Origin of the sequence: Streptococcus sp. 27098_8_75 (assembly GCF_041432475.1) — a bacterium.
Classification (GTDB): Bacteria; Bacillota; Bacilli; order Lactobacillales; family Streptococcaceae; genus Streptococcus; species Streptococcus gordonii.
In genome coordinates this window covers 249938-268708 of record NZ_JAPVZR010000002.1, presented here as the reverse complement: position 1 = coordinate 268708, position 18771 = coordinate 249938, and the positions used below count along the sequence as shown (strand labels likewise).

General features: G+C 41.9%; 20 protein-coding genes and 2 pseudogenes. 17 read left to right on the top strand and 5 right to left on the bottom strand.

Annotation, left to right across the window (positions count from 1 at the left end; translation table 11 throughout):
• Positions 1 to 80: 80 nt before the first annotated feature.
• The 17 genes from O3640_RS04495 to O3640_RS04415 all read left to right on the top strand — a co-directional run bounded on the left by O3640_RS04495 (position 81) and on the right by O3640_RS04415 (position 16929).
• The gene (locus O3640_RS04495; RefSeq protein ID WP_125367005.1) at positions 81 to 737 is read left to right on the top strand and encodes a hypothetical protein; all 657 of its coding nucleotides are present in this window, start codon (positions 81 to 83) and stop codon (positions 735 to 737) included.
• A gap of 449 nt (positions 738 to 1186) precedes the next feature.
• The gene (locus O3640_RS04490) at positions 1187 to 2755 is read left to right on the top strand and encodes a 2-isopropylmalate synthase (protein WP_060970727.1); all 1569 of its coding nucleotides are present in this window, start codon (positions 1187 to 1189) and stop codon (positions 2753 to 2755) included.
• A 12-nt stretch (positions 2756 to 2767) separates the two neighbouring features.
• Positions 2768 to 3805: a 3-isopropylmalate dehydrogenase gene (leuB, locus tag O3640_RS04485; protein WP_125367006.1), complete on the top strand. Its 1038-nt coding sequence runs from the start codon at positions 2768 to 2770 to the stop codon at positions 3803 to 3805.
• Positions 3802 to 4068, top strand: coding sequence for a DUF1294 domain-containing protein (locus O3640_RS04480; RefSeq protein WP_045634985.1), 267 nt, complete (start codon positions 3802 to 3804; stop codon positions 4066 to 4068). The genes leuB and O3640_RS04480 overlap by 4 nt, the downstream gene beginning before the upstream one ends.
• Before the next feature lies 1 nt (position 4069).
• On the top strand, positions 4070 to 5452 hold the full coding sequence (leuC, locus tag O3640_RS04475; protein WP_371586777.1) for a 3-isopropylmalate dehydratase large subunit: 1383 nt from the start codon (positions 4070 to 4072) through the stop codon (positions 5450 to 5452).
• Between the two features lie 9 nt (positions 5453 to 5461).
• Entirely contained in the window at positions 5462 to 6052 is a 591-nt protein-coding gene (leuD, locus tag O3640_RS04470) for a 3-isopropylmalate dehydratase small subunit (RefSeq protein WP_125367007.1), read from the top strand.
• Between the two features lie 99 nt (positions 6053 to 6151).
• A complete protein-coding gene (locus O3640_RS04465) occupies positions 6152 to 6931 on the top strand; it encodes an L-threonylcarbamoyladenylate synthase (protein ID WP_125367008.1) in 780 nt (259 codons plus the stop codon).
• A gap of 135 nt (positions 6932 to 7066) precedes the next feature.
• A complete protein-coding gene (locus O3640_RS04460) occupies positions 7067 to 8734 on the top strand; it encodes an AAA family ATPase (protein WP_371586776.1) in 1668 nt (555 codons plus the stop codon).
• Positions 8721 to 10004: an McrC family protein gene (locus tag O3640_RS04455; protein ID WP_371586773.1), complete on the top strand. Its 1284-nt coding sequence runs from the start codon at positions 8721 to 8723 to the stop codon at positions 10002 to 10004. The genes O3640_RS04460 and O3640_RS04455 overlap by 14 nt, the downstream gene beginning before the upstream one ends.
• A 133-nt stretch (positions 10005 to 10137) precedes the next feature.
• Positions 10138 to 10575, top strand: coding sequence for a MarR family winged helix-turn-helix transcriptional regulator (locus O3640_RS04450; RefSeq protein ID WP_371586771.1), 438 nt, complete (start codon positions 10138 to 10140; stop codon positions 10573 to 10575).
• A gap of 3 nt (positions 10576 to 10578) precedes the next feature.
• Positions 10579 to 11343 carry a nuclear transport factor 2 family protein gene (locus O3640_RS04445; protein ID WP_125367010.1) on the top strand — a complete coding sequence of 255 codons (765 nt, stop codon included), beginning with the start codon at positions 10579 to 10581 and terminating at the stop codon, positions 11341 to 11343.
• 14 nt (positions 11344 to 11357) lie between these two features.
• Positions 11358 to 12086 (top strand): ATP-binding cassette domain-containing protein, encoded by a 729-nt coding sequence (locus tag O3640_RS04440; protein WP_371586768.1) that lies wholly within the window; start codon positions 11358 to 11360, stop codon positions 12084 to 12086.
• Positions 12079 to 13599: an ABC transporter permease/substrate-binding protein gene (locus tag O3640_RS04435; protein WP_371586766.1), complete on the top strand. Its 1521-nt coding sequence runs from the start codon at positions 12079 to 12081 to the stop codon at positions 13597 to 13599. The genes O3640_RS04440 and O3640_RS04435 overlap by 8 nt, the downstream gene beginning before the upstream one ends.
• A gap of 337 nt (positions 13600 to 13936) precedes the next feature.
• Entirely contained in the window at positions 13937 to 14539 is a 603-nt protein-coding gene (locus tag O3640_RS04430; RefSeq protein ID WP_012000350.1) for a hypothetical protein, read from the top strand.
• Positions 14539 to 15330, top strand: coding sequence for an energy-coupling factor transporter transmembrane component T (locus O3640_RS04425; protein ID WP_000130448.1), 792 nt, complete (start codon positions 14539 to 14541; stop codon positions 15328 to 15330). The genes O3640_RS04430 and O3640_RS04425 overlap by 1 nt, the downstream gene beginning before the upstream one ends.
• Positions 15306 to 16142, top strand: a complete 837-nt coding sequence (locus tag O3640_RS04420) for an ABC transporter ATP-binding protein (RefSeq protein ID WP_045773690.1) — start codon at positions 15306 to 15308, stop codon at positions 16140 to 16142. Before O3640_RS04425 ends, O3640_RS04420 begins: the two co-directional genes overlap by 25 nt.
• A complete protein-coding gene (locus O3640_RS04415) occupies positions 16129 to 16929 on the top strand; it encodes an energy-coupling factor ABC transporter ATP-binding protein (protein WP_000103848.1) in 801 nt (266 codons plus the stop codon). The genes O3640_RS04420 and O3640_RS04415 overlap by 14 nt, the downstream gene beginning before the upstream one ends.
• A 225-nt stretch (positions 16930 to 17154) precedes the next feature.
• On the opposite strand, the gene O3640_RS04410 is transcribed toward O3640_RS04415, so the two are convergent.
• From O3640_RS04410 to O3640_RS04390, 5 genes and pseudogenes are all read right to left on the bottom strand, one after another.
• Complete coding sequence (locus O3640_RS04410) at positions 17155 to 17316, bottom strand: hypothetical protein (protein ID WP_001062367.1); 162 nt, start codon at positions 17314 to 17316, stop codon at positions 17155 to 17157.
• Positions 17304 to 17531 (bottom strand): hypothetical protein, encoded by a 228-nt coding sequence (locus tag O3640_RS04405; protein WP_001152920.1) that lies wholly within the window; start codon positions 17529 to 17531, stop codon positions 17304 to 17306. Before O3640_RS04405 ends, O3640_RS04410 begins: the two co-directional genes overlap by 13 nt.
• Positions 17532 to 17543: 12 nt before the next feature.
• Entirely contained in the window at positions 17544 to 17801 is a 258-nt protein-coding gene (locus O3640_RS04400) for a plasmid replication protein (protein ID WP_125365355.1), read from the bottom strand.
• Positions 17794 to 18084: pseudogene (locus O3640_RS04395) on the bottom strand (DNA replication protein); the annotation flags it as partial. The pseudogene O3640_RS04395 and the gene O3640_RS04400, both read right to left, overlap by 8 nt.
• A gap of 5 nt (positions 18085 to 18089) precedes the next feature.
• Positions 18090 to 18709: pseudogene (locus tag O3640_RS04390) on the bottom strand (LacI family transcriptional regulator); the annotation flags it as partial.
• Between the last annotated feature and the right edge of the window lie 62 nt (positions 18710 to 18771).

The window sequence follows — 18771 nt, the reverse complement described above, 5'->3', positions numbered from 1 at the left end:
GCATATTTGGCATAGCTATTAGTGGGCAGATTATAGTATGTGGTATAATAAAATAAAGCTTTGAATGAGGAGGATAAAAGATGAAAAGAGCTGCAATAACTTTTCTTGCATTAACAACTCTTTTATGTGGCTTGTTTTTCCTAACAGCCTGTAAGAAAGGACCGCTAAGTCTTGACCAACAATTTGATGTTTATTCAAAGGCTAAACCGGTCTCCATTTCTGATGGAGAAACCTATTATCTTTGGGTTAAAGATAGTCAAGATAAGACAGTGGATAGCCTGAAGTATATGATTCCAAAAGAATGGGAACTAGATCTTGAACAAAGTCTAAAACCTAATGAAGATGTGGCTTATACTGCTCAAGAAGATGGTCGTTATTTTTTAGTACAAATTTATACTTTGCGTATTCAAGATAATCAGAAACTTTCTGAAAAAGCTCTAAAGCAAACTATGATTGATGACGGTCATCATTTTTCTAAAGAAGGAAAGGTCACTATCGGAGATAAGGAGTGGCTGACAGGATATGAGCGTTCAGAGCAAGCCAACAAGGCTTCAGCTATCTCTTTTTATCGTCTAGAAAAAGACTCGTCAGGAAATCCCATGATTTTAGTGGGGAATTTCCTGTATCCAACTTATCCTGAAAAAGCAGAAGATGATGTAGATGCTTTGGTAGAGAGAGGAATTGGACACTTAAAGACAATTTTAAAGCAGTTGTCTAGTCAAGATCAATTTTCTTAATATTTAAGATTTGATCGAATCTTCCTTTTCCTAATAACAAAAAGACTTGGCTGGGTAGAAACAGAGTGCAGTATATTAAAAATTTTCAGAAAATATCGACTTTTTCTTGACAAGACAAAAATACTGTGTTAGAATTCTAAACAATAAGAAATCATCTCAAAAGGAGTTAGTCAAACATGAAGTCAAACCAATCTTCAAACTTTGCTTTGTTGTTGCGTTACTCGGGCTAGTGCAAAAGCATTAGTCCTGTTTGGCTTACCAAGCGGGAGTAAATCAACATCTCGCTTGTTCCTCAAGTGAGATGTTTTTTTATACCTACTCACCTCAATATTGATTTAGGTTTTTATGTGAGGCTAAAAGTACTAGTCTCTGAGGGATATTTTCCGTTGCTAGTTTACACTATCTTGCCTTGATTATAAGAGTCCTTGTGTATTAGAAAAGGAGTTGCTATGACACGAAAAATTGAGTTTCTTGATACCAGCCTTCGGGATGGTGAGCAGACACCTGGAGTGAACTTTTCCGTTAAGGAAAAGGTTGCTATTGCTAAACAACTTGAAAAATGGGGAATTTCGGCCATCGAGGCTGGCTTCCCAGCTGCTAGTCCAGATTCATTTGAAGCAGTACGGGAAATCGCTAAAGCGATCACTAAAGCATCGGTTACTGGTCTAGCGCGTTCGGTTAAGTCTGATATTGATGCCTGCTATGAAGCACTCAAGGATGCTAAGCACCCGCAGATTCATGTCTTCATTGCGACTAGTCCCATTCACAGAGAGTTCAAGCTGAAAAAGTCCAAAGAAGAGATTTTAGAAGCCATTAAGGAACATGTTTCTTATGCTCGCTCTAAGTTTGAGATTGTTGAGTTTTCTCCTGAGGATGCGACACGAACCGAGCTAGATTTTCTGCTTCAAGTCGTTCAGACAGCAGTTGACGCGGGTGCTAGCTACATCAATATTCCAGATACGGTTGGTTTTACTACACCTGAAGAGTTTGGTAATATCTTCAAGTATCTGATTGACAATGTCCAAACGGACCGCGAAATCATTTATAGTCCTCACTGCCATGATGATTTGGGAATGGCAGTAGCCAACAGCTTGTCTGCGATTAAATATGGTGCTGGACGTGTGGAAGGCACGATCAACGGTATTGGTGAGCGTGCTGGTAATGCGGCTCTGGAAGAAGTAGCGGTTGCCCTAGAGATTCGTCAAGACTATTATCAGGTTGAGACAGATATCGTCCTTAATGAAACCATTAATACTTCTGAACTGGTGTCTCGTTTTTCAGGTATTCCAGTGCCTAAGAACAAGGCTGTCGTTGGTGGCAATGCCTTCTCACATGAGTCTGGTATCCATCAGGATGGCGTTCTTAAGAACCCACTGACTTATGAAATCATCACCCCAGAGTTGGTCGGTGTCAAGAGCAACTCACTCCCACTTGGTAAACTCTCTGGTCGCCATGCCTTTGTCGAAAAACTCAAAGAATTGGCTCTGGACTTTGCTGAATCTGAAATTAATAATCTCTTTGCTAAGTTTAAGGTTCTGGCAGATAAGAAAAATGAAGTCACAGATGCTGATATTCGAGCTCTGATTGCTGGAACGACGGTTGAAAATCCAGAAGGATTCAGATTTGATGATCTGCAGTTAACAACTAATGATGACCGAACTATCACAGCTGATGTGCAGTTGGTTAATGGCGATGGTGAGACAGTCACTTGTGTGGCAGAAGGCAAGGGAAGTGTTGAAGCTATCTTTAATGCGATTGACCAATTCTTTAACCAGTCTGTTCAGCTTTTGTCTTATAACATCGAGGCAGTAACGGATGGTATCGACTCTCAGGCTCGTGTTTTGGTAGCTGTTGAAAATACGGATACTGATACGATCTTTAACTCTTCAGGTATTGACTTTGATGTTCTTAAGGCTAGTGCTATTGCTTATATCCATGCCAATACTTTTATTCAGAAGGAAAATGCAGGTGAAATCGGCCGTCGCGTTTCTTATCATGATTTACCCGCTAGTGAATAGGAAGGAGTACCTATGACAAAAAAAATCGTAGCTCTGGCAGGCGACGGTATTGGCCCAGAAATCATGGAAGCGGGCCTCCAAGTTCTAGCAGCTGTTGCGGACAAGTTTGGATTTACTTATCAAGTCACAGAGAAGGATTTTGGGGGTGCTGGTATTGATGCAGCAGGTCATCCTCTCCCTCAGTCAACTCTAGAAGCGGCCAAGGAGGCGGATGCTATTCTCCTAGCAGCTATCGGCAGTCCCCAGTATGATAATGCCCCGGTTCGGCCAGAGCAGGGTTTGCTCGCTCTGCGCAAGGAGCTTGAACTCTATGCCAATATCCGCCCAGTTAAGATTTTCAATCCTCTCAAGCATTTGTCGCCTTTGAAGGCAGAGCGAATTGCTGGTGTGGATTTCGTGGTCGTGCGCGAGCTGACTGGTGGGATTTACTTTGGTGAGCATATTTTGGAGGACAAATCTGCGCGGGATATCAACGACTACAGCTATGAAGAGGTGGAGCGGATTGTCCGTAAGGCCTTTGACATTGCGCGTGGTCGCAGAAAGCGCGTGACCAGTATTGACAAGCAAAATGTGCTAGCAACATCCAAACTCTGGCGCAGAGTAGCAGATGAAGTCGCCAAGGATTATCCAGATGTGACCTTGGAGCACCAGCTGGTGGATAGCTCTGCGATGCTTATGATTACCAATCCTGCTAAGTTTGATGTTGTGGTAACGGAAAATCTCTTCGGGGATATTCTATCTGACGAGTCCAGCGTCTTATCAGGAACGCTAGGAGTTATGCCATCAGCCAGTCATTCGGCTGCTGGACCAAGTCTTTATGAGCCAATTCATGGCTCAGCTCCTGATATTGCAGGGCAAGGCATTGCCAATCCTATCAGTATGATCCTTTCTGTAGCCATGATGCTGAGGGATAGTTTTTCAGAGCTAGAAGCTGCAGAAGCCATTGAAGTAGCAGTTGAAAAGACTTTGGCTCAAGGGATTTTAAGCCGAGATTTGGGAGGACAGGCGACAACAACTCAAATGACGGAGTCGATTATTAATAACTTATGAAATGGATATTAACAGGTATTTGCTTGCTATGGAACCTTATCGTTTTCCAGCTTTATGGCTGGGATAAGCGAAAGGCAAAGAAAAATCACTACCGCATTCCAGAGAAGACCTTGTTGCTGTCAGCTTTGGTAGCTGCGGGTTTGGGCGCTTTATTAAGCGGTCAACTCTTCCATCATAAGACTAGAAAATGGTATTTCTGGTTAACTTGGATTTGTGGAATAATAATAGAAATTGTAGTTTTATATTACATATGGAGAAGCTAGTATGGCTGGAAAATCGATTTTTGATAAGCTGTGGGAAAGGCACGTAATAACTGGTCAAGAAGGCCAGCCTCAGCTTATGTATGTGGATCAGCATTATATTCATGAAGTAACCAGTCCTCAGGCTTTTCAAGGCCTTCGAGACGCAGGGCGCAAAGTTAGACGGCCGGACTTGACATTTGGTACCTTTGACCATAATGTTCCTACGGTCAATATCTATGATATTCGGGATGTGATTTCCAAGGCTCAGATTGATAAGCTTTCTGAGAATGTCAAGGATTTTGGCATCGAGCATGCGGCTCACGGATCAGAGTTGCAGGGGATTGTCCATATGGTTGGACCCGAAACAGGCAAGACTCAGCCGGGCAAATTTATCGTCTGCGGTGACAGTCACACGGCCACTCATGGAGCCTTTGGAGCCATTGCTTTTGGAATCGGTACTTCGGAAGTTGAGCACGTCTTTGCCACGCAGACCATTTGGCAGGTCAAGCCAAAGAAAATGTTAGTCAAATTTACCGGAGTGCCACCGAAAGGTGTCTATTCTAAGGACTTTATCTTGGCTTTGATTGCCCGATATGGTGTGGCTGCAGGTGTCGGTCATGTGGTCGAGTATGCTGGTGATGCGATTGACCATCTGACCATGGAAGAGCGTATGACCATCTGCAATATGTCTATTGAGTTTGGCTCCAAGATGGGCATTATGAACCCCGACCAGAAGACTTATGATTACGTTAAGGGTCGGCCGGGCGCTCCCAAGGACTTTGAGGCGGCGGTAGCTGATTGGAAGACTCTAGTCAGTGATCCTGATGCCGTCTATGATAAAGTCATTGAGATTGATGTCTCCACGCTTGCACCAATGGTGACTTGGGGAACCAATCCTTCTATGGGAGTAGAGTTCGGTGCTGCTTTCCCAGAAATACGTGATATGAACGATGAGCGGGCTTACAATTACATGGACTTATCCCCAGGTAAAAAAGCAGAAGATATTGACCTAGGTTATATCTTTATTGGTTCCTGCACCAATGCCAGACTCAGCGATTTGCAGCTGGCAGCTAAGTTTGTTGCGGGTAAGCACATTGCTCCTAATCTGACCGCTATCGTCGTACCAGGCTCTCGCCCAGTCAAGCGGGCTGCTGAAAGGATGGGACTGGATAAAATTTTCATGGATGCAGGATTTGAGTGGCTCGATCCGGGTTGCTCTATGTGCCTGGGAATGAATCCAGATAAGGTGCCAGACGGAGTCCACTGTGCCTCTACTAGTAATCGGAACTTTGAGGATCGTCAGGGATTTGGTGCTAAGACTCATCTTTGCAGTCCTGCCATGGCAGCAGCGGCAGCTATTGCCGGACGCTTCGTAGATATTCGTCAGCTACCAGAGGTTCAGTAAGGAAGGTTTATGGAAAAATTTATAATCTATACAGGGACAACAGTCCCACTCATGAACGATAATATCGATACGGACCAAATTTTACCTAAGCAGTTTCTCAAGTTGATTGATAAAAAAGGCTTTGGAAAGTATCTTATGTACGCTTGGCGTTACCTAGACAATCAGTACACCGAAGATCCTGATTTCGTCTTTAATAGACCTGAGTACCGCAAGGCGACTATTCTGATTACAGGGGACAATTTCGGAGCGGGTTCTTCTCGGGAGCACGCTGCCTGGGCCTTGGCTGACTACGGCTTTAAGGTAGTTATTGCCGGATCTTTTGGAGATATTCACTACAACAACGAGCTTAACAACGGCATGTTGCCTATCGTCCAGCCACTGGAAGTTCGGCAAGCCTTGGCGAATCTGAAGCCAACGGATGAAGTGACGGTGGATTTGGAACAGCAGAAGATTTTTTCACCGGTGGGAGAATTCTCCTTTGACATTGATGGAGAATGGAAGCACAAGCTCCTCAACGGGTTGGATGATATCGGTATTACCCTGCAGTATGAGGAATTGATTGCAGAATATGAAAAAAATCGTCCATCTTATTGGCAGTAACCATATTTTTGATATATTCAGAAAATTCTAAATATATCTTGTCTCTGATAAGAATATATGGTAAAATAAATCTTAATTTAATAGAAAAGGAATAAACTTATGACAAAACACATTCAATGGAACGGAACTCTTTCACAAGAAGGTTATGACATTCTTAAAGGCGATGGGGGCTGTATCGTTTGTCCGACTAAGGTAGGTTACATCATTATGACCAGCGATAAGGCAGGTTTGGAGCGTAAGTTCGAAGCTAAGGAACGTAACCGTAATAAGCCTGGTGTTGTCCTCTGTGGCAGCATGGATGAGCTCCGTGCTTTGGCTCAGCTCAATCCTGAAATTGAAGCCTTTTATCAAAAGCATTGGGATGAAGATATCCTTTTGGGCTGTATCCTTCCATGGAAGCCAGAAGCTTTCGAAAAGCTCAAAGCCTATGGCGACGGTCGGGAAGAGCTGATGACAGATGTTCGTGGCACTAGCTGTTTTGTTATTAAGTTTGGTAAGGCGGGCGAGCAGCTGGCAGCTAAGCTTTGGGAAGAAGGCAAGATGGTCTATGCATCCTCAGCCAACCCATCTGGTAAAGGGAACCGCGGCAAGGTCGAAGGAATTGGCGAGCGCATCGAAAATGCTGTTGACCTCGTCATTGAAGCAGATGATTATGTCGCCTCTATCCAGCCAGACAAGACCATTGAAACTCGCTATGAGCAAGGTGTTATGGTCTCTATGGTTGACAAGGATGGAAATCTAATTCCAGAACAAGGTGGCCAACGTTCCATCTCACCAGCACCAGTGGTCATCCGCAAAGGCTTGGATATTGACAAAATCATGATGCACCTGTCCGATACTTTCAACTCATGGGATTACCGTCAGGGTGAATATTACTAAGATAAAAAGAAGTCTAGTGTTAAGAGTGAATAAAGCTCTCTACACTGGGCTTTTTGTTTAATTTATTGTTTTGCTTCTTTAATAGTGTTATTATATAAAAAGGTATTATATGTTAATGTGAAAATGGAGGAATTTATGTCGAATATAAGAGTCTGGAAAATTTCAGTTGGCGGAACTACTAACATAAAATTGCATAAGAAATCTTTTAAGGATAATGTTCTATATATCGGATTTGATAATATAGAAGAAAAAAATTATCCTTATAATGGGGAAGAAAGACCTAGAAAACAAGAGAATCAAGTAGCACTCCTCCAACATGGTGTCAGTATAGGAGATTTAGTAGTAGTTCCTAGGAAGAATCTACGGGCTTCTTTTTTGGCTAAAATAATTGGTCCTTATCAATATGTTGAAGATAGTGAGTTTGAAGGATTTCCAAGACGATTTGAAATCATACCGATTAGTAAATTTGGTGATTTCCAGTTAAATTCTCTTGGAACTAAGAAATGGGACAATACAACAGTATCTGCATTACCATATTCAAGTATTGATGAGTTATATGTGGATTTTAATATTGAAAAGGATGAGATTTCAGATGTTCAAAACGAGGAAAACGCATCAGAAAATATCAACGAGTATAAGAATATTTTACTTTCATCCAAAAACCTCATCCTCCGTGGTGCACCGGGTACAGGTAAAACCTATCTTGCTAAAGAAATTGCCAAAGAATTAACGGATGGCAACGAAGACCAAATCGGATTTGTACAATTTCACCCATCCTATGATTATACGGATTTTGTAGAGGGGTTGAGACCTGTTTCTAATGATAATAGCCAGATAAGTTTTGAGTTACAAGATGGTATTTTTAAGAAATTTTGTCACAAAGCTAATGAAGCTCAAAAAACAGGAGGACAAGATAATTTTGATGAAGCCTGGAATGATTATCTTGAATATGTAAATAATAGAGATGAAAAAGAGCGTTTGACTGATTTTTCTTATCTTACTGTTAATAGCCGGAATAATTTTAATGTCAATTATGAGAGCAAAAGTCAAGGGACAGTTTTGACTAAGTCCTATGTCTATGAACTTTATAAAGATGAAAATTATTTAAAACAGACCTATTATCGCAGTCAGGGGAAAAAAGTTCTTGAAACGTTAAGAAAAAAATTTGGTCTAAAAGACTATATTTCTCCAACAGAAATTGATACAGACAAGAAATTCGTCTTCATCATTGATGAAATCAATCGTGGGGAGATTTCTAAGATTTTTGGTGAACTCTTTTTCTCTATTGACCCAGGTTATCGTGGTGAAATGGGGAGTATTTCTACCCAGTATTCTAATTTACATGAAACTAATGAGAAGTTTTATATTCCTGAAAATGTCTACATCATCGGAACAATGAATGATATTGACCGCTCGGTAGATACCTTTGATTTTGCCATGCGCCGTCGTTTCCGTTTTGTAGAAATTACGGCTGAAAGTCAGCTTGGAATGCTTGATGAAGCTCTTGGAGATGGAGCAGAAGAAGCGAAAATTCGTCTAAGAAACTTGAATGCTTCCATAGAAAAAGTAGAAGAGCTCAGTAGTCATTACCATGTTGGACCAAGTTATTTCCTTAAGTTGCAGGAAGTAGACTTTGACTATGAGTTGCTCTGGTCTGATTATATTAAGCCACTCCTAGAGGACTACTTGCGAGGTTCTTATGAAGAGGTTGAAACGTTGGAAACTTTGAAAAAGGCATTTGATCTGACAAATAACGAGCAAACAGTTCAGCAAGATATTGGTGATGATAATGCGGATAACTGATAATCATTATAAAATTGCTAGAGAAGATTTTGTCGCAGAATTTCCCAAACTAAGTCAAACCCTTCTTGATAGAACACTGGATAACCTTTCTATAGAGGACAGTATCTTTATTTTCCCAAGTGATTTAAAGAATTCTTCTGACTTAGAAAGGGATCAAAAAATCTTTGAAACGTTCAATCAGGAAATTAAGACTGGGAATGTGATTGGTTTTCTTGGATATGGTCAGGAAAGATTAACGATTGCCTCTCGTTTTTCTGATGAAAGTAATGACCATTTTTTGCATTATCTTTTACAAAAGGTTCTTCATATCAATCTCACTAGCTTAGATGTAGCTTTGTCGCGTGAAGATAAGCTCTATCAGCTTTTGATGTATCTCTTTCCCAAATATCTGCAAGCTGCTCTCAGAAAAGGTCTTTATAAGGAATACCAGCGATTTTTCCATAACGATAGTCATGTGAAGGGTGTACTAGATGTTGGAAATCATCTGAAAAAAAATCTTCCTTTTATGGGAAATATTTCCTACACTACTAGAGAGTTTGCTTATGATAATCCATTGATGCAGCTGATTCGACACACCATTGAGTATATTAAGAATCAGAAAACAATTGGAAGTGGAGTGTTTGATGCTAATCGTGAAAATGTAACAGAAATTATCCGCGTGACTCCGTCTTATAAACTAGCTGATCGTGTTAAGATTATCAGAATGAATAAAACGAAACCCATTCGACACGCCTACTTCAGAGAGTACAGAAAGTTGCAAGAGCTTTGCCTGATGATCCTAAATAGAGAGAAGCATGGGTTAGGATATCAAGAGCAAAAAATCCATGGTATTCTTTTTGATGTTTCCTGGCTTTGGGAAGAGTATGTTTATACCTTGTTGCCAAAAGATTTCATCCATCCACGAAATAAAGAAAAGACAGATGGCATTTCTGTATTTAGCAGTCATGTTCGAAATATTTATCCAGACTTTTATCATAAAGATTTAAAAATCGTACTAGATGCCAAATATAAAAAGCTAGAATTTACTGAAAAAGGAATTAATCGTGAGGATTTATATCAACTGATTTCCTATACATACATTTTAGAAGCTAAAACAGCCGGTCTTATTTTCCCGAGCGTGGAGAAGTTTGTTGATAATGACATAGGTAAATTAGCAGGTTACGGGGCACTCTTGAAAAAGTGGTCCATTCTTATCCCTCAAGAAGCTGAAAATTATGACCATTTTGTTCAACAGATACATCAATCGGAAACAATAAATTTTAGATTTTAAAGCAGGGTGAACCTGCTTTTTCTATGTTTATTTTTCAAATTATTTCGAAATAGAACAAAATTCTTGACAGATGTAATATCTGGTGTTACAATAATTAAAAATCGATTCGATATAGAAATAAATTGGAGGGAGTATGAAAGATAGTCATTTAGTAGCCTATCATATTCGTTTGTTGAATGGGCGGATTTTCCAAAAGTTACTGAGCCAAGATCCAGAAGCTCTTTATCGGAGTGAACAGGGCAAGATTCTCATAGTTTTATGGAATAGTGAAACGGGCTGCGCGACGGCGACAGATATTGCGCTGGCGACAGGACTTGCCAATAATACGCTGACGACTATGCTGAAAAAGTTGGAAGAACAGGGTTTGGTGACCTATAGTCAGTGTGGTTTAGACAAGCGAAAAAAATATGTCAAGTTGACAGAGCGGGGTTGGTCTCAGAAAGAAGTGGGCCATCGTATCAGTCAAAAATTGGATGCTATTTTTTATAAAGGCTTCTCAGAGGAAGAAATTCGTCAGTTTGAAAGTTATCAGGAACGCATCTTAGCAAATTTAAAAGAAAAAGAAGCATAAATCATGTCAAAACAAGTTGAAAATGCGCAAAATCTATGCATTCATGCCATCCAAGATGGGAGTGTTGCCGAGGCTCAAGCTCAGTCTGTAGGGGATACCTACATTCAACACTCGACAGGTGTGCCAGATGGGAAAGAAGGGTTTGAGGCTTTCTTTGCAAATTTCTTTGAGCGTCATCCCGAGCGTGAGATGAAAATTGTTCGCACCATTGAGGATGGCAATCTAGTCTTCGTCCATGTTCATCAATATCTCAATGGCGGGGAAGCTCAATGGGTGACGACGGATACTTTCCGTTCTGATGAGAATGGTCGTATTGTGGAACATTGGGATGTGATTGACTACTATCGTGCTCCAGAAAATGGCCAATTAGACCAGATTTTTGGAGATTTTGAGATCAAGGATTTGGACAAAACAGCAGAAAATAAAAAATTGGTTCGTCGTTTCTTGACAGAAATTTTCCAAAATGGGGAGCTAGAGCAGTGGAGTGATTATGTGGCAGACTATTTGATTCAGCATAATCATGAGATTAGCCAAGGAAGTGCTGCTTATAAAAACTATGTGGCTGAACATGGTGTTACTTTTGACTTTGTTTTCCAGCTTTTGGGACAAGGAAACTATGTGGTTAGCTATGGCCAGACTCAGATTGACGGAGTTGCCTATGCCCAGTACGATATCTTCCGTTTGGAGAATGGCTTGATTGTTGAGCATTGGGACAATAAAGAAGTCATGCCTAAGGTAGAAGACTTGATGAATCGAGGGAAGTTTTAAATTGAGGAGAAAGAATGATTGAATATAAAAATGTAGCGCTACGCTATACAGAAAAAGATGTCTTGAGAGATGTCAATTTACGGATTGAGGATGGTGAGTTTATGGTTTTAGTGGGTCCTTCTGGGTCCGGTAAGACAACCATGCTCAAGATGATCAACCGCCTCTTGGAACCTACAGATGGCAATATCTATATGGATGATAAGCGCATCAAAGACTATGATGAGCGTGAACTTCGTCTTTCTACTGGTTATGTTTTACAGGCCATTGCTCTGTTTCCCAATCTAACTGTTGCAGAAAATATTGCTCTCATTCCCGAGATGAAGGGCTGGACTAAGGAAGAAATTGCTCAGAAAACAGAAGAGCTTTTAGCTAAGGTTGGTTTACCGGTAGCTGAGTATGGGCATCGCTTACCTAGTGAATTATCTGGTGGAGAACAGCAACGGGTCGGCATTGTCCGTGCCATGATTGGTCAGCCTAAAATTCTCCTCATGGATGAGCCCTTTTCGGCCTTGGATGCTATTTCGAGAAAACAGCTACAGGTTCTGACGAAAGAATTGCATAAAGAATTTGGAATGACAACGATTTTTGTGACCCATGATACGGATGAAGCTTTGAAATTGGCGGACCGTATTGCTGTCTTGCAGGATGGAGAGATTCGTCAGGTGGCGAATCCTGAGACGATTTTAAAGGCGCCTGCAACGGACTTTGTAGCAGACTTGTTTGGAGGTAGTGTTCATGACTAATTTGATATCAACTTTTCAGGATCGTTTTGGTGATTGGGTAACTGCTCTATCTCAACATTTGAAGTTGTCACTTTTGACCTTATTACTAGCTATTTTTATTGCTATTCCCTTGGCTGTTTATCTTCGCTATCATGAGAAGTTGGCGGACTGGGTCTTGCAGATTGCAGGGATTTTCCAGACCATTCCGTCTCTAGCCTTGTTGGGACTCTTTATCCCCTTGATGGGAATTGGAACCTTGCCTGCTTTGACGGCTCTAGTGATTTATGCGATTTTCCCGATTTTGCAAAATACCATCACTGGGCTAAAGGGAATTGATCCAAGTCTACAAGAGGCTGGGATTGCCTTTGGGATGACCAGGTGGGAGCGTCTCAAGAAGTTTGAAATTCCACTTGCCATGCCTGTCATAATGTCTGGGATTCGGACGGCAACGGTTTTGATTATCGGCACGGCAACCTTGGCTGCCTTGATTGGGGCAGGGGGACTGGGTTCCTTTATCCTTTTGGGAATTGACCGCAATAATACCAGTCTGATTTTGATTGGGGCACTTTCTTCTGCAGTGCTTGCTATTGCCTTTAACTTCCTACTAAAAGTGATGGAAAAAGCAAAATTGCGGACGATTTTCTCTGGTTTTGCCTTGGTGACCATATTGCTCGGTCTGTCTTATAGTCCAGCACTCTTAGCTCAAAAAGAGAAAGAAAACTTGGTGATTGCTGGAAAATTGGGACCAGAACCCGAAATTTTGGCCAATATGTATAAGTTGCTGATTGAAGAAAATACCAGTATGACTGCGACTGTTAAACCGAATTTTGGGAAAACAAGCTTCCTCTATGAAGCTCTGAAAAAAGGGGACATTGATATCTATCCTGAATTTACCGGTACGGTGACTGAAAGTCTGCTTCAACCATCTCCTAAAGTAGGTCATGAGCCAGATCAGGTTTATCAAGTGGCGCGTGATGGCATTGGCAAACAAGATCATCTTGCCTATCTCAAACCTATGTCTTATCAAAACACCTACGCTGTAGCTGTTCCGAAAAAAATTGCTCAAGAATATGGCTTGAAGACCATTTCGGACTTGAAAAAAGTGGAAGGGAAGCTGAAGGCAGGCTTTACTCTCGAGTTTAATGACCGTGAAGATGGCAATAAGGGCTTGCAATCAATGTATGGTCTCAATCTCAACGTAGCGACCATGGAGCCAGCTCTTCGCTATCAGGCAATTCAGTCAGGCGATATTCAAATCACAGATGCCTATTCGACAGATGCAGAGTTGGCGCGTTATGATTTGCAGGTCTTGGAAGATGACAAGCAACTCTTCCCACCATATCAAGGGGCTCCTCTGATGAAAGAAGCTCTTCTCAAGAAACATCCAGAGTTGGAAACGGTTCTTAATAAATTGGCTGGTAAGATTACAGAAAGCCAGATGAGCCAGCTTAACTATCAAGTCGGTGTCGAAGGCAAGCCAGCAGAACAAGTAGCCAAGGAATTTCTGCAAGAACAAGGTTTCTTGAAGAAATAGATTGAGAATGTCAAACTCAACTTATTTAGACGACCATATAGAAAAATGCTCAGATATTTTTGTCTGGGCTTTTTTGATGTTAGAGTTACTGAAGGTCACTTAAAATGGAAAGGAAGAGAAAATTTTCAGGATTTTCTAAAATTTTACTGTAAAGACACTTGACTATTCAGAGAATAGGTGTATAATGTGTTGTGAACTACTTAACAAATAAAGATTTCCAGCTCATGTCGACTAAGGATGGAAATCTTGTGTATAGACAGTTCAGTAGATATATAATAGAGCGTTGCGTCCGAAAGTCTATCCAGACACGGCTCTTTAAAAACAAAAGGAGAAGATTATGAAAACAGAACCGATTCATCGTACCAGTATGTGGAAATTTAAGTTAAGTGCTGCCACCATGACTTTGATTCCCGCTGCCGTGGGGATTAACTATGTTGCCAAAGCCTTGGCGGAGGGGTTAAAGTTGCCCGTTTGGCTGGGGTCTTTGGGAACCTTTCTTGCCAGCATGTTGGCTGGGCCGGTTGCCGGTGCCATTAGTGGTTTCATCAACAACGTGATCTATGGGCTGACCTTATCGCCAATTTCAACCGTGTATGCGATTACCAGCATCGGAATTGGGATTGCTGTCGGAGTTTTGCACGCCAATGGGTGGTTCTCGTCAGCGCGACGAGTATTTGTTTCTGCTATTATTATTGCCATCGTTTCAGCTGTCATTTCAACGCCGCTCAACGTCATCTTTTGGGGTGGTCAGACCGGTATCGCTTGGGGTGACTCATTGTTTGCGGTAATGGTCGCCAATCATGCACCAGTGTGGCTGGCCTCATTTACCGATGAGTTTGTCTTGGATATTTTGGATAAAGTCTGCGTGGCCTACCTGGCATTCTTCATCTATCGTCAGCTGCCGAAGCGGATGGTGCACTTCTTTAGCGATGATAAATGATGACTGATAAAACATTGATTTCTGGAGCGCCACGGGTCAAGCTCAAGTGGTACCAGGTGATCGATCCGATTACTAAGCTCTTGTTCATCTTGGACATGACGTTGTTGAGCTTTGCCAGTATGAATTTATTGCTTCAGGCCGGATTAATTCTTGTCGCAACACTGCTATTGTTATTTTCCAAATTGAGTTCTACCACCTTTAAGGCGCTGGGATTCAGCCTGTTTCTGATTTGCACCATGCTGATTATCCAAGGGTTATTTTACAGTCGGAATCAAACTGTGCTGTTTTCTGTGCTTGGGGTGTCGTTCTACAAAGAAGGCCTGATTTACGCCACCACTCTGGGTTGTCGAGTATTGGTGATTATTTTGACCAGTGGCTTTTTTATGGTGACCACGAGTATTTCAGAAAATGCGGCCTATTTGGAACTGTCCGGATTGTCTTATAAAACCGTCTACGTTCTGATGTCGGTGTGTTATATTTTGCCGGAAATGATGCGCAATATGCGGAAAATCCAGCAGGCACAAAAAGTTCGCGGAACCAATCCGCAAAAAACGTTGATTCAGAAATTAAAGTCAGTCCTGCCGGTTCTAATTCCATTGGTGATTAAGACCTTGGATCAATCGATGACGCGGTCGATTTCTCTCCAACTGAGAGGTTTTGATAATCTCAACCGGACTGTCAGAACCTCCCAGCGCGTGTATCGCCTGTCGCGGACGCTGCACATTGGTCTGACTGGATTGGCAATTTTATTGATTGGGTGGAAAATATGGACGAAGATAAACGGATTGTAATTGAAAATTTGACCACCCGTTATCCGGGTACTGAGCAACCACAACTGCGTCAGATTAACGCGGAGGTTCATACCGGCCAGGTGGTTGGGATTATCGGGAATAGCCACTCCGGCAAATCGACTTTGTGCCGTGTGCTGGCAGGGGTCATTCCCAAAATTGTGTCTGCTGAGATTGAGGGCGACTGGCACATGTTTGGCCAGCGAGTGTCCGACAATTGGCCCGTTTATAATGCCATGAATGGAGTTGTACTGCAAAATCCAGCTGGCCAACTAAGCGGGTTGGCAGACACGGTTGCCGATGAAATCGCCTTTGACTTGATTAATCAGGGAATGGCTGAAGGACTGATTCAAAAACGGGTTGAAGAAGTTGCCACGCAAATGGGGCTGATTGAACAGCTGAATTTGCGTCCCGAGAGCCTTTCCGGTGGTCAGATCCAGCGGTTGGCAATTGCCACGGCGATTGTGGCTAATCCGGCTGTTTTGATTATGGATGATCCGACCAGTGAGATGGATCCCCTTGGCCGCCGGCAATTTTTCCAATGGCTGGACCAAGTCAAAGAGACGACTGTCTTCATTGTCACCAGTGAAATTGACGATTTGTGCGAAGTCGCCGACGTTGTGTGGGTGCTGCACGAGGGTCAAATGGTAGCCCAGGGCAGGCCGGGTGAGGTGTTTAATCATTTGGCAGCTGACTGGCAGATTCCAGCCCCGACAATCCAGCAACTTGCTCAAAAAATGGATTGGCACTTGGCTGATGGCCGGTATCCGGTGAATTACGCTGATCTGAAGGAGGTTCGTTATGTCCACAATTGAACTGAGCCACCTGACGTTCACTTATCCGGAACGGTCCTTTAGCTTGGATGTTGAAGACAAACACTTCGCCGATCCGATGGTGGCGATTGTCGGCCAAAATGGTGCCGGCAAATCAACGCTCTTCAAATTGTTGACGGGCTTGCTGACACCACAAACCGGTGTGATTAAGATCGATGGAGAAAATTTTAATGATCTTAAACCAGTCGAAAAGTTACTGAAGGTTGGGATTACTTTTCAGAATCCTGACGATCAGCTTTTCAACCCGACCGTTCAACGAGAGGTGGAGTGGAATGTCGCGCAGGTCATGGATGACCACGACACGATTACGAGGCGGGCTTTAGCGGCTCTAAAAAGAGTTGGCTTGGATGATAAAACAGCTGAAAGTCCATATGACCTGTCATTGTCGGAACGCAAGCTGTTGAGCGTTGCCACAGTTTTGGCAGTGGATCCGGCGATTTATTTATTTGATGAGCCGATGATGTCGCTTGATTGGGAAAGCCGGCGCAAGTTGACCGCAATTTTCCATCAGTTGGCTGATTCGGGCCACCAAGTTGTGACCATCACCCATGACATGGATTGGGTCGCCGCCGAGTTTGAGTCGGTGTATGTTATGGAACACGGGAAGTTTGGCTTCGCCGGCAGTCCACGGGAATTGTTCAGCAATCACGAACTTGTCCAGCGAGTGGGATTACTACCACCGCGGATTATGGACATAGCGGAGTCGCTGGGTGATTCACAGACATATTTATCGGTTAATGATTATTGCCAGAAAAATCGAGATGTATAGAAAAAGTCACCTCTGCGGGTTTTCCAGGTTGAAGGATTAACTTCAGCTTCTGGCAAGAACTCACATGGGTGACTTTTGTGTTTAATAACGTTTCATGATCATCGGGTGCTTCCTCAGATCACTCGGTTTGATTTTACTTTGTTTCATGTTCATAATCATATACCATTTCTTTTTGGATTTTTTGTTTGACTAATACAAAATAGGTCTTCATAGGTCTTCGCATTTTTAGCGCCCATTAGGATCATCAGTATAATTTTCTGAATTAGGAGACTGTCCCATCACTATTCGAACTTCGTCTCCCAACTTACGCTGTTCCCATTCATCCGTGAATCCTTTAAATCGCAATTCTGGAACTTTCTTTTTAACTGAATCATCTATTTTCGCCATAGTCCCCACCATTTTATTGGTTTTTCTTGTTCTTCTATCCTTTTTTGATCTTTGATTTGTTCCTGCAAATTTTCCAACTTCTCTTTAAGAGCGTTCACTTCATCTTTATATTGATTGTCTAAGTGTTTGAATTCTGTTTCCTGTGAGGGCATTTTGAGGGCTTTTAAGTTATCATTTTCCGCCTTGTATTCTTCTAGCAACTTTTTATCTTGCAAGGCTAATCGTTGTTACTGGTCTAACAAATTAGTTAGTTTTTCTATTTGTTGGTCTTTGCTACTTATTTGTTGGTTTTTGGTATTTGATTTGCTACTACTTTCTACTTTACCTAAAATTATTTTTTCTGCTTTAGAATTTATTAGATTAGACCCATTGGAACTTTTAAGCTGTAATTCTTTTGGTAACCTTTGGTAGTGATATTGAATATTTTGTTTTGTAACACTCAACTCATCCGCCAGCTCTTTGATCGTTTTTAAGTCTTCACTCATGGTTTAAGTCCTGCCTTTTAACCGTTGGTAGATATTGTTCAATGGCTTTTTTGAGGTAGCGTGCGATATTATGCTTAGAATATTCTTCACGTCTGCTGGCAACATAAGACAAGTGGTCTTTGACACTATTTAGCCCTCTTAATTCTTTCAGTTCGTCATAGAGGGGGTAAACATGGACTTGCAATCCTGCCATGATTTTTGTATCTTGCATTTCAAACGGACTTAGCAACATATTTTCTAGCAATAGCGTGGTGTACTTGCTTTTCATTGCTTCAATAGCTAGCTTAGAAAGACCAGTTTATCATGGTAGATTCCTTTTGTTTGACTATAGTTCTTAAAATTTTCTAGACGCTTGTCCTGGATGATTTCTTCTTGGTCAGTTGTTTCCTCAAGCCCTGTTAGAATCCCGATACGATCAAGCCCTTGGCTGAGGAAGTAATCTACAACTTGTTTTACAGCAGTGTAAAAGTCAGTGATAATACAGGTATGTCCCAATGAAAGAGTATCGCTGTCTAAAAAGACCAGGAGTTTTTGGTATTCTTCAAAGGCAGAAATTTGTGATTGGCTGAACTTTCCAATACAGAGTATCCCAATCACTTCCTCGCTCAGAGTAAAAGGATGGTCGTTAAAATAGCGCAAGATATCATAGTCCAACTCTTGGGCTCTTTTTTCAATACCGAGACGAATCTGGTAGTAGTAGAGGTCGTCCAGTTCCCCCTGCTCGCTGACCCATTGGATAATGGCAATCTTTTGCTTGGGTTTGTGGGATTCGCCTGTCTTGAGGTACTTAGTATAGCCCATTTCTTCAGCGAAAGTTAAAATACTGTGTCTGATTTCTTCTGTAACAGATAGACTCTGGTTGCGATAGAGACAGAGGTTAGTTGTGCAATGTCTTTTAATGTAGCTATAAATGCTCCTCCTTTTTGGTTAGTATATCATATTTTTCTCTTTTTACCGATTGTTTAGTAAA

Bases quoted from the DNA above. Each gene is read 5' to 3' on its own strand.
- O3640_RS04495 (WP_125367005.1), top strand. From the start codon at position 81: ATGAAAAGAGCTGCAATAACTTTTCTTGCATTAACAACTCTTTTATGT.
- O3640_RS04490 (WP_060970727.1), top strand. From the start codon at position 1,187: ATGACACGAAAAATTGAGTTTCTTGATACCAGCCTTCGGGATGGTGAG.
- leuB (WP_125367006.1), top strand. From the start codon at position 2,768: ATGACAAAAAAAATCGTAGCTCTGGCAGGCGACGGTATTGGCCCAGAA.
- O3640_RS04480 (WP_045634985.1), top strand. From the start codon at position 3,802: ATGAAATGGATATTAACAGGTATTTGCTTGCTATGGAACCTTATCGTT.
- leuC (WP_371586777.1), top strand. From the start codon at position 4,070: ATGGCTGGAAAATCGATTTTTGATAAGCTGTGGGAAAGGCACGTAATA.
- leuD (WP_125367007.1), top strand. From the start codon at position 5,462: ATGGAAAAATTTATAATCTATACAGGGACAACAGTCCCACTCATGAAC.
- O3640_RS04465 (WP_125367008.1), top strand. From the start codon at position 6,152: ATGACAAAACACATTCAATGGAACGGAACTCTTTCACAAGAAGGTTAT.
- O3640_RS04460 (WP_371586776.1), top strand. From the start codon at position 7,067: ATGTCGAATATAAGAGTCTGGAAAATTTCAGTTGGCGGAACTACTAAC.
- O3640_RS04455 (WP_371586773.1), top strand. From the start codon at position 8,721: ATGCGGATAACTGATAATCATTATAAAATTGCTAGAGAAGATTTTGTC.
- O3640_RS04450 (WP_371586771.1), top strand. From the start codon at position 10,138: ATGAAAGATAGTCATTTAGTAGCCTATCATATTCGTTTGTTGAATGGG.
- O3640_RS04445 (WP_125367010.1), top strand. From the start codon at position 10,579: ATGTCAAAACAAGTTGAAAATGCGCAAAATCTATGCATTCATGCCATC.
- O3640_RS04440 (WP_371586768.1), top strand. From the start codon at position 11,358: ATGATTGAATATAAAAATGTAGCGCTACGCTATACAGAAAAAGATGTC.
- O3640_RS04435 (WP_371586766.1), top strand. From the start codon at position 12,079: ATGACTAATTTGATATCAACTTTTCAGGATCGTTTTGGTGATTGGGTA.
- O3640_RS04430 (WP_012000350.1), top strand. From the start codon at position 13,937: ATGAAAACAGAACCGATTCATCGTACCAGTATGTGGAAATTTAAGTTA.
- O3640_RS04425 (WP_000130448.1), top strand. From the start codon at position 14,539: ATGACTGATAAAACATTGATTTCTGGAGCGCCACGGGTCAAGCTCAAG.
- O3640_RS04420 (WP_045773690.1), top strand. From the start codon at position 15,306: ATGGACGAAGATAAACGGATTGTAATTGAAAATTTGACCACCCGTTAT.
- O3640_RS04415 (WP_000103848.1), top strand. From the start codon at position 16,129: ATGTCCACAATTGAACTGAGCCACCTGACGTTCACTTATCCGGAACGG.
- O3640_RS04410 (WP_001062367.1), bottom strand. From the start codon at position 17,316: ATGGCGAAAATAGATGATTCAGTTAAAAAGAAAGTTCCAGAATTGCGA.
- O3640_RS04400 (WP_125365355.1), bottom strand. From the start codon at position 17,801: ATGAGTGAAGACTTAAAAACGATCAAAGAGCTGGCGGATGAGTTGAGT.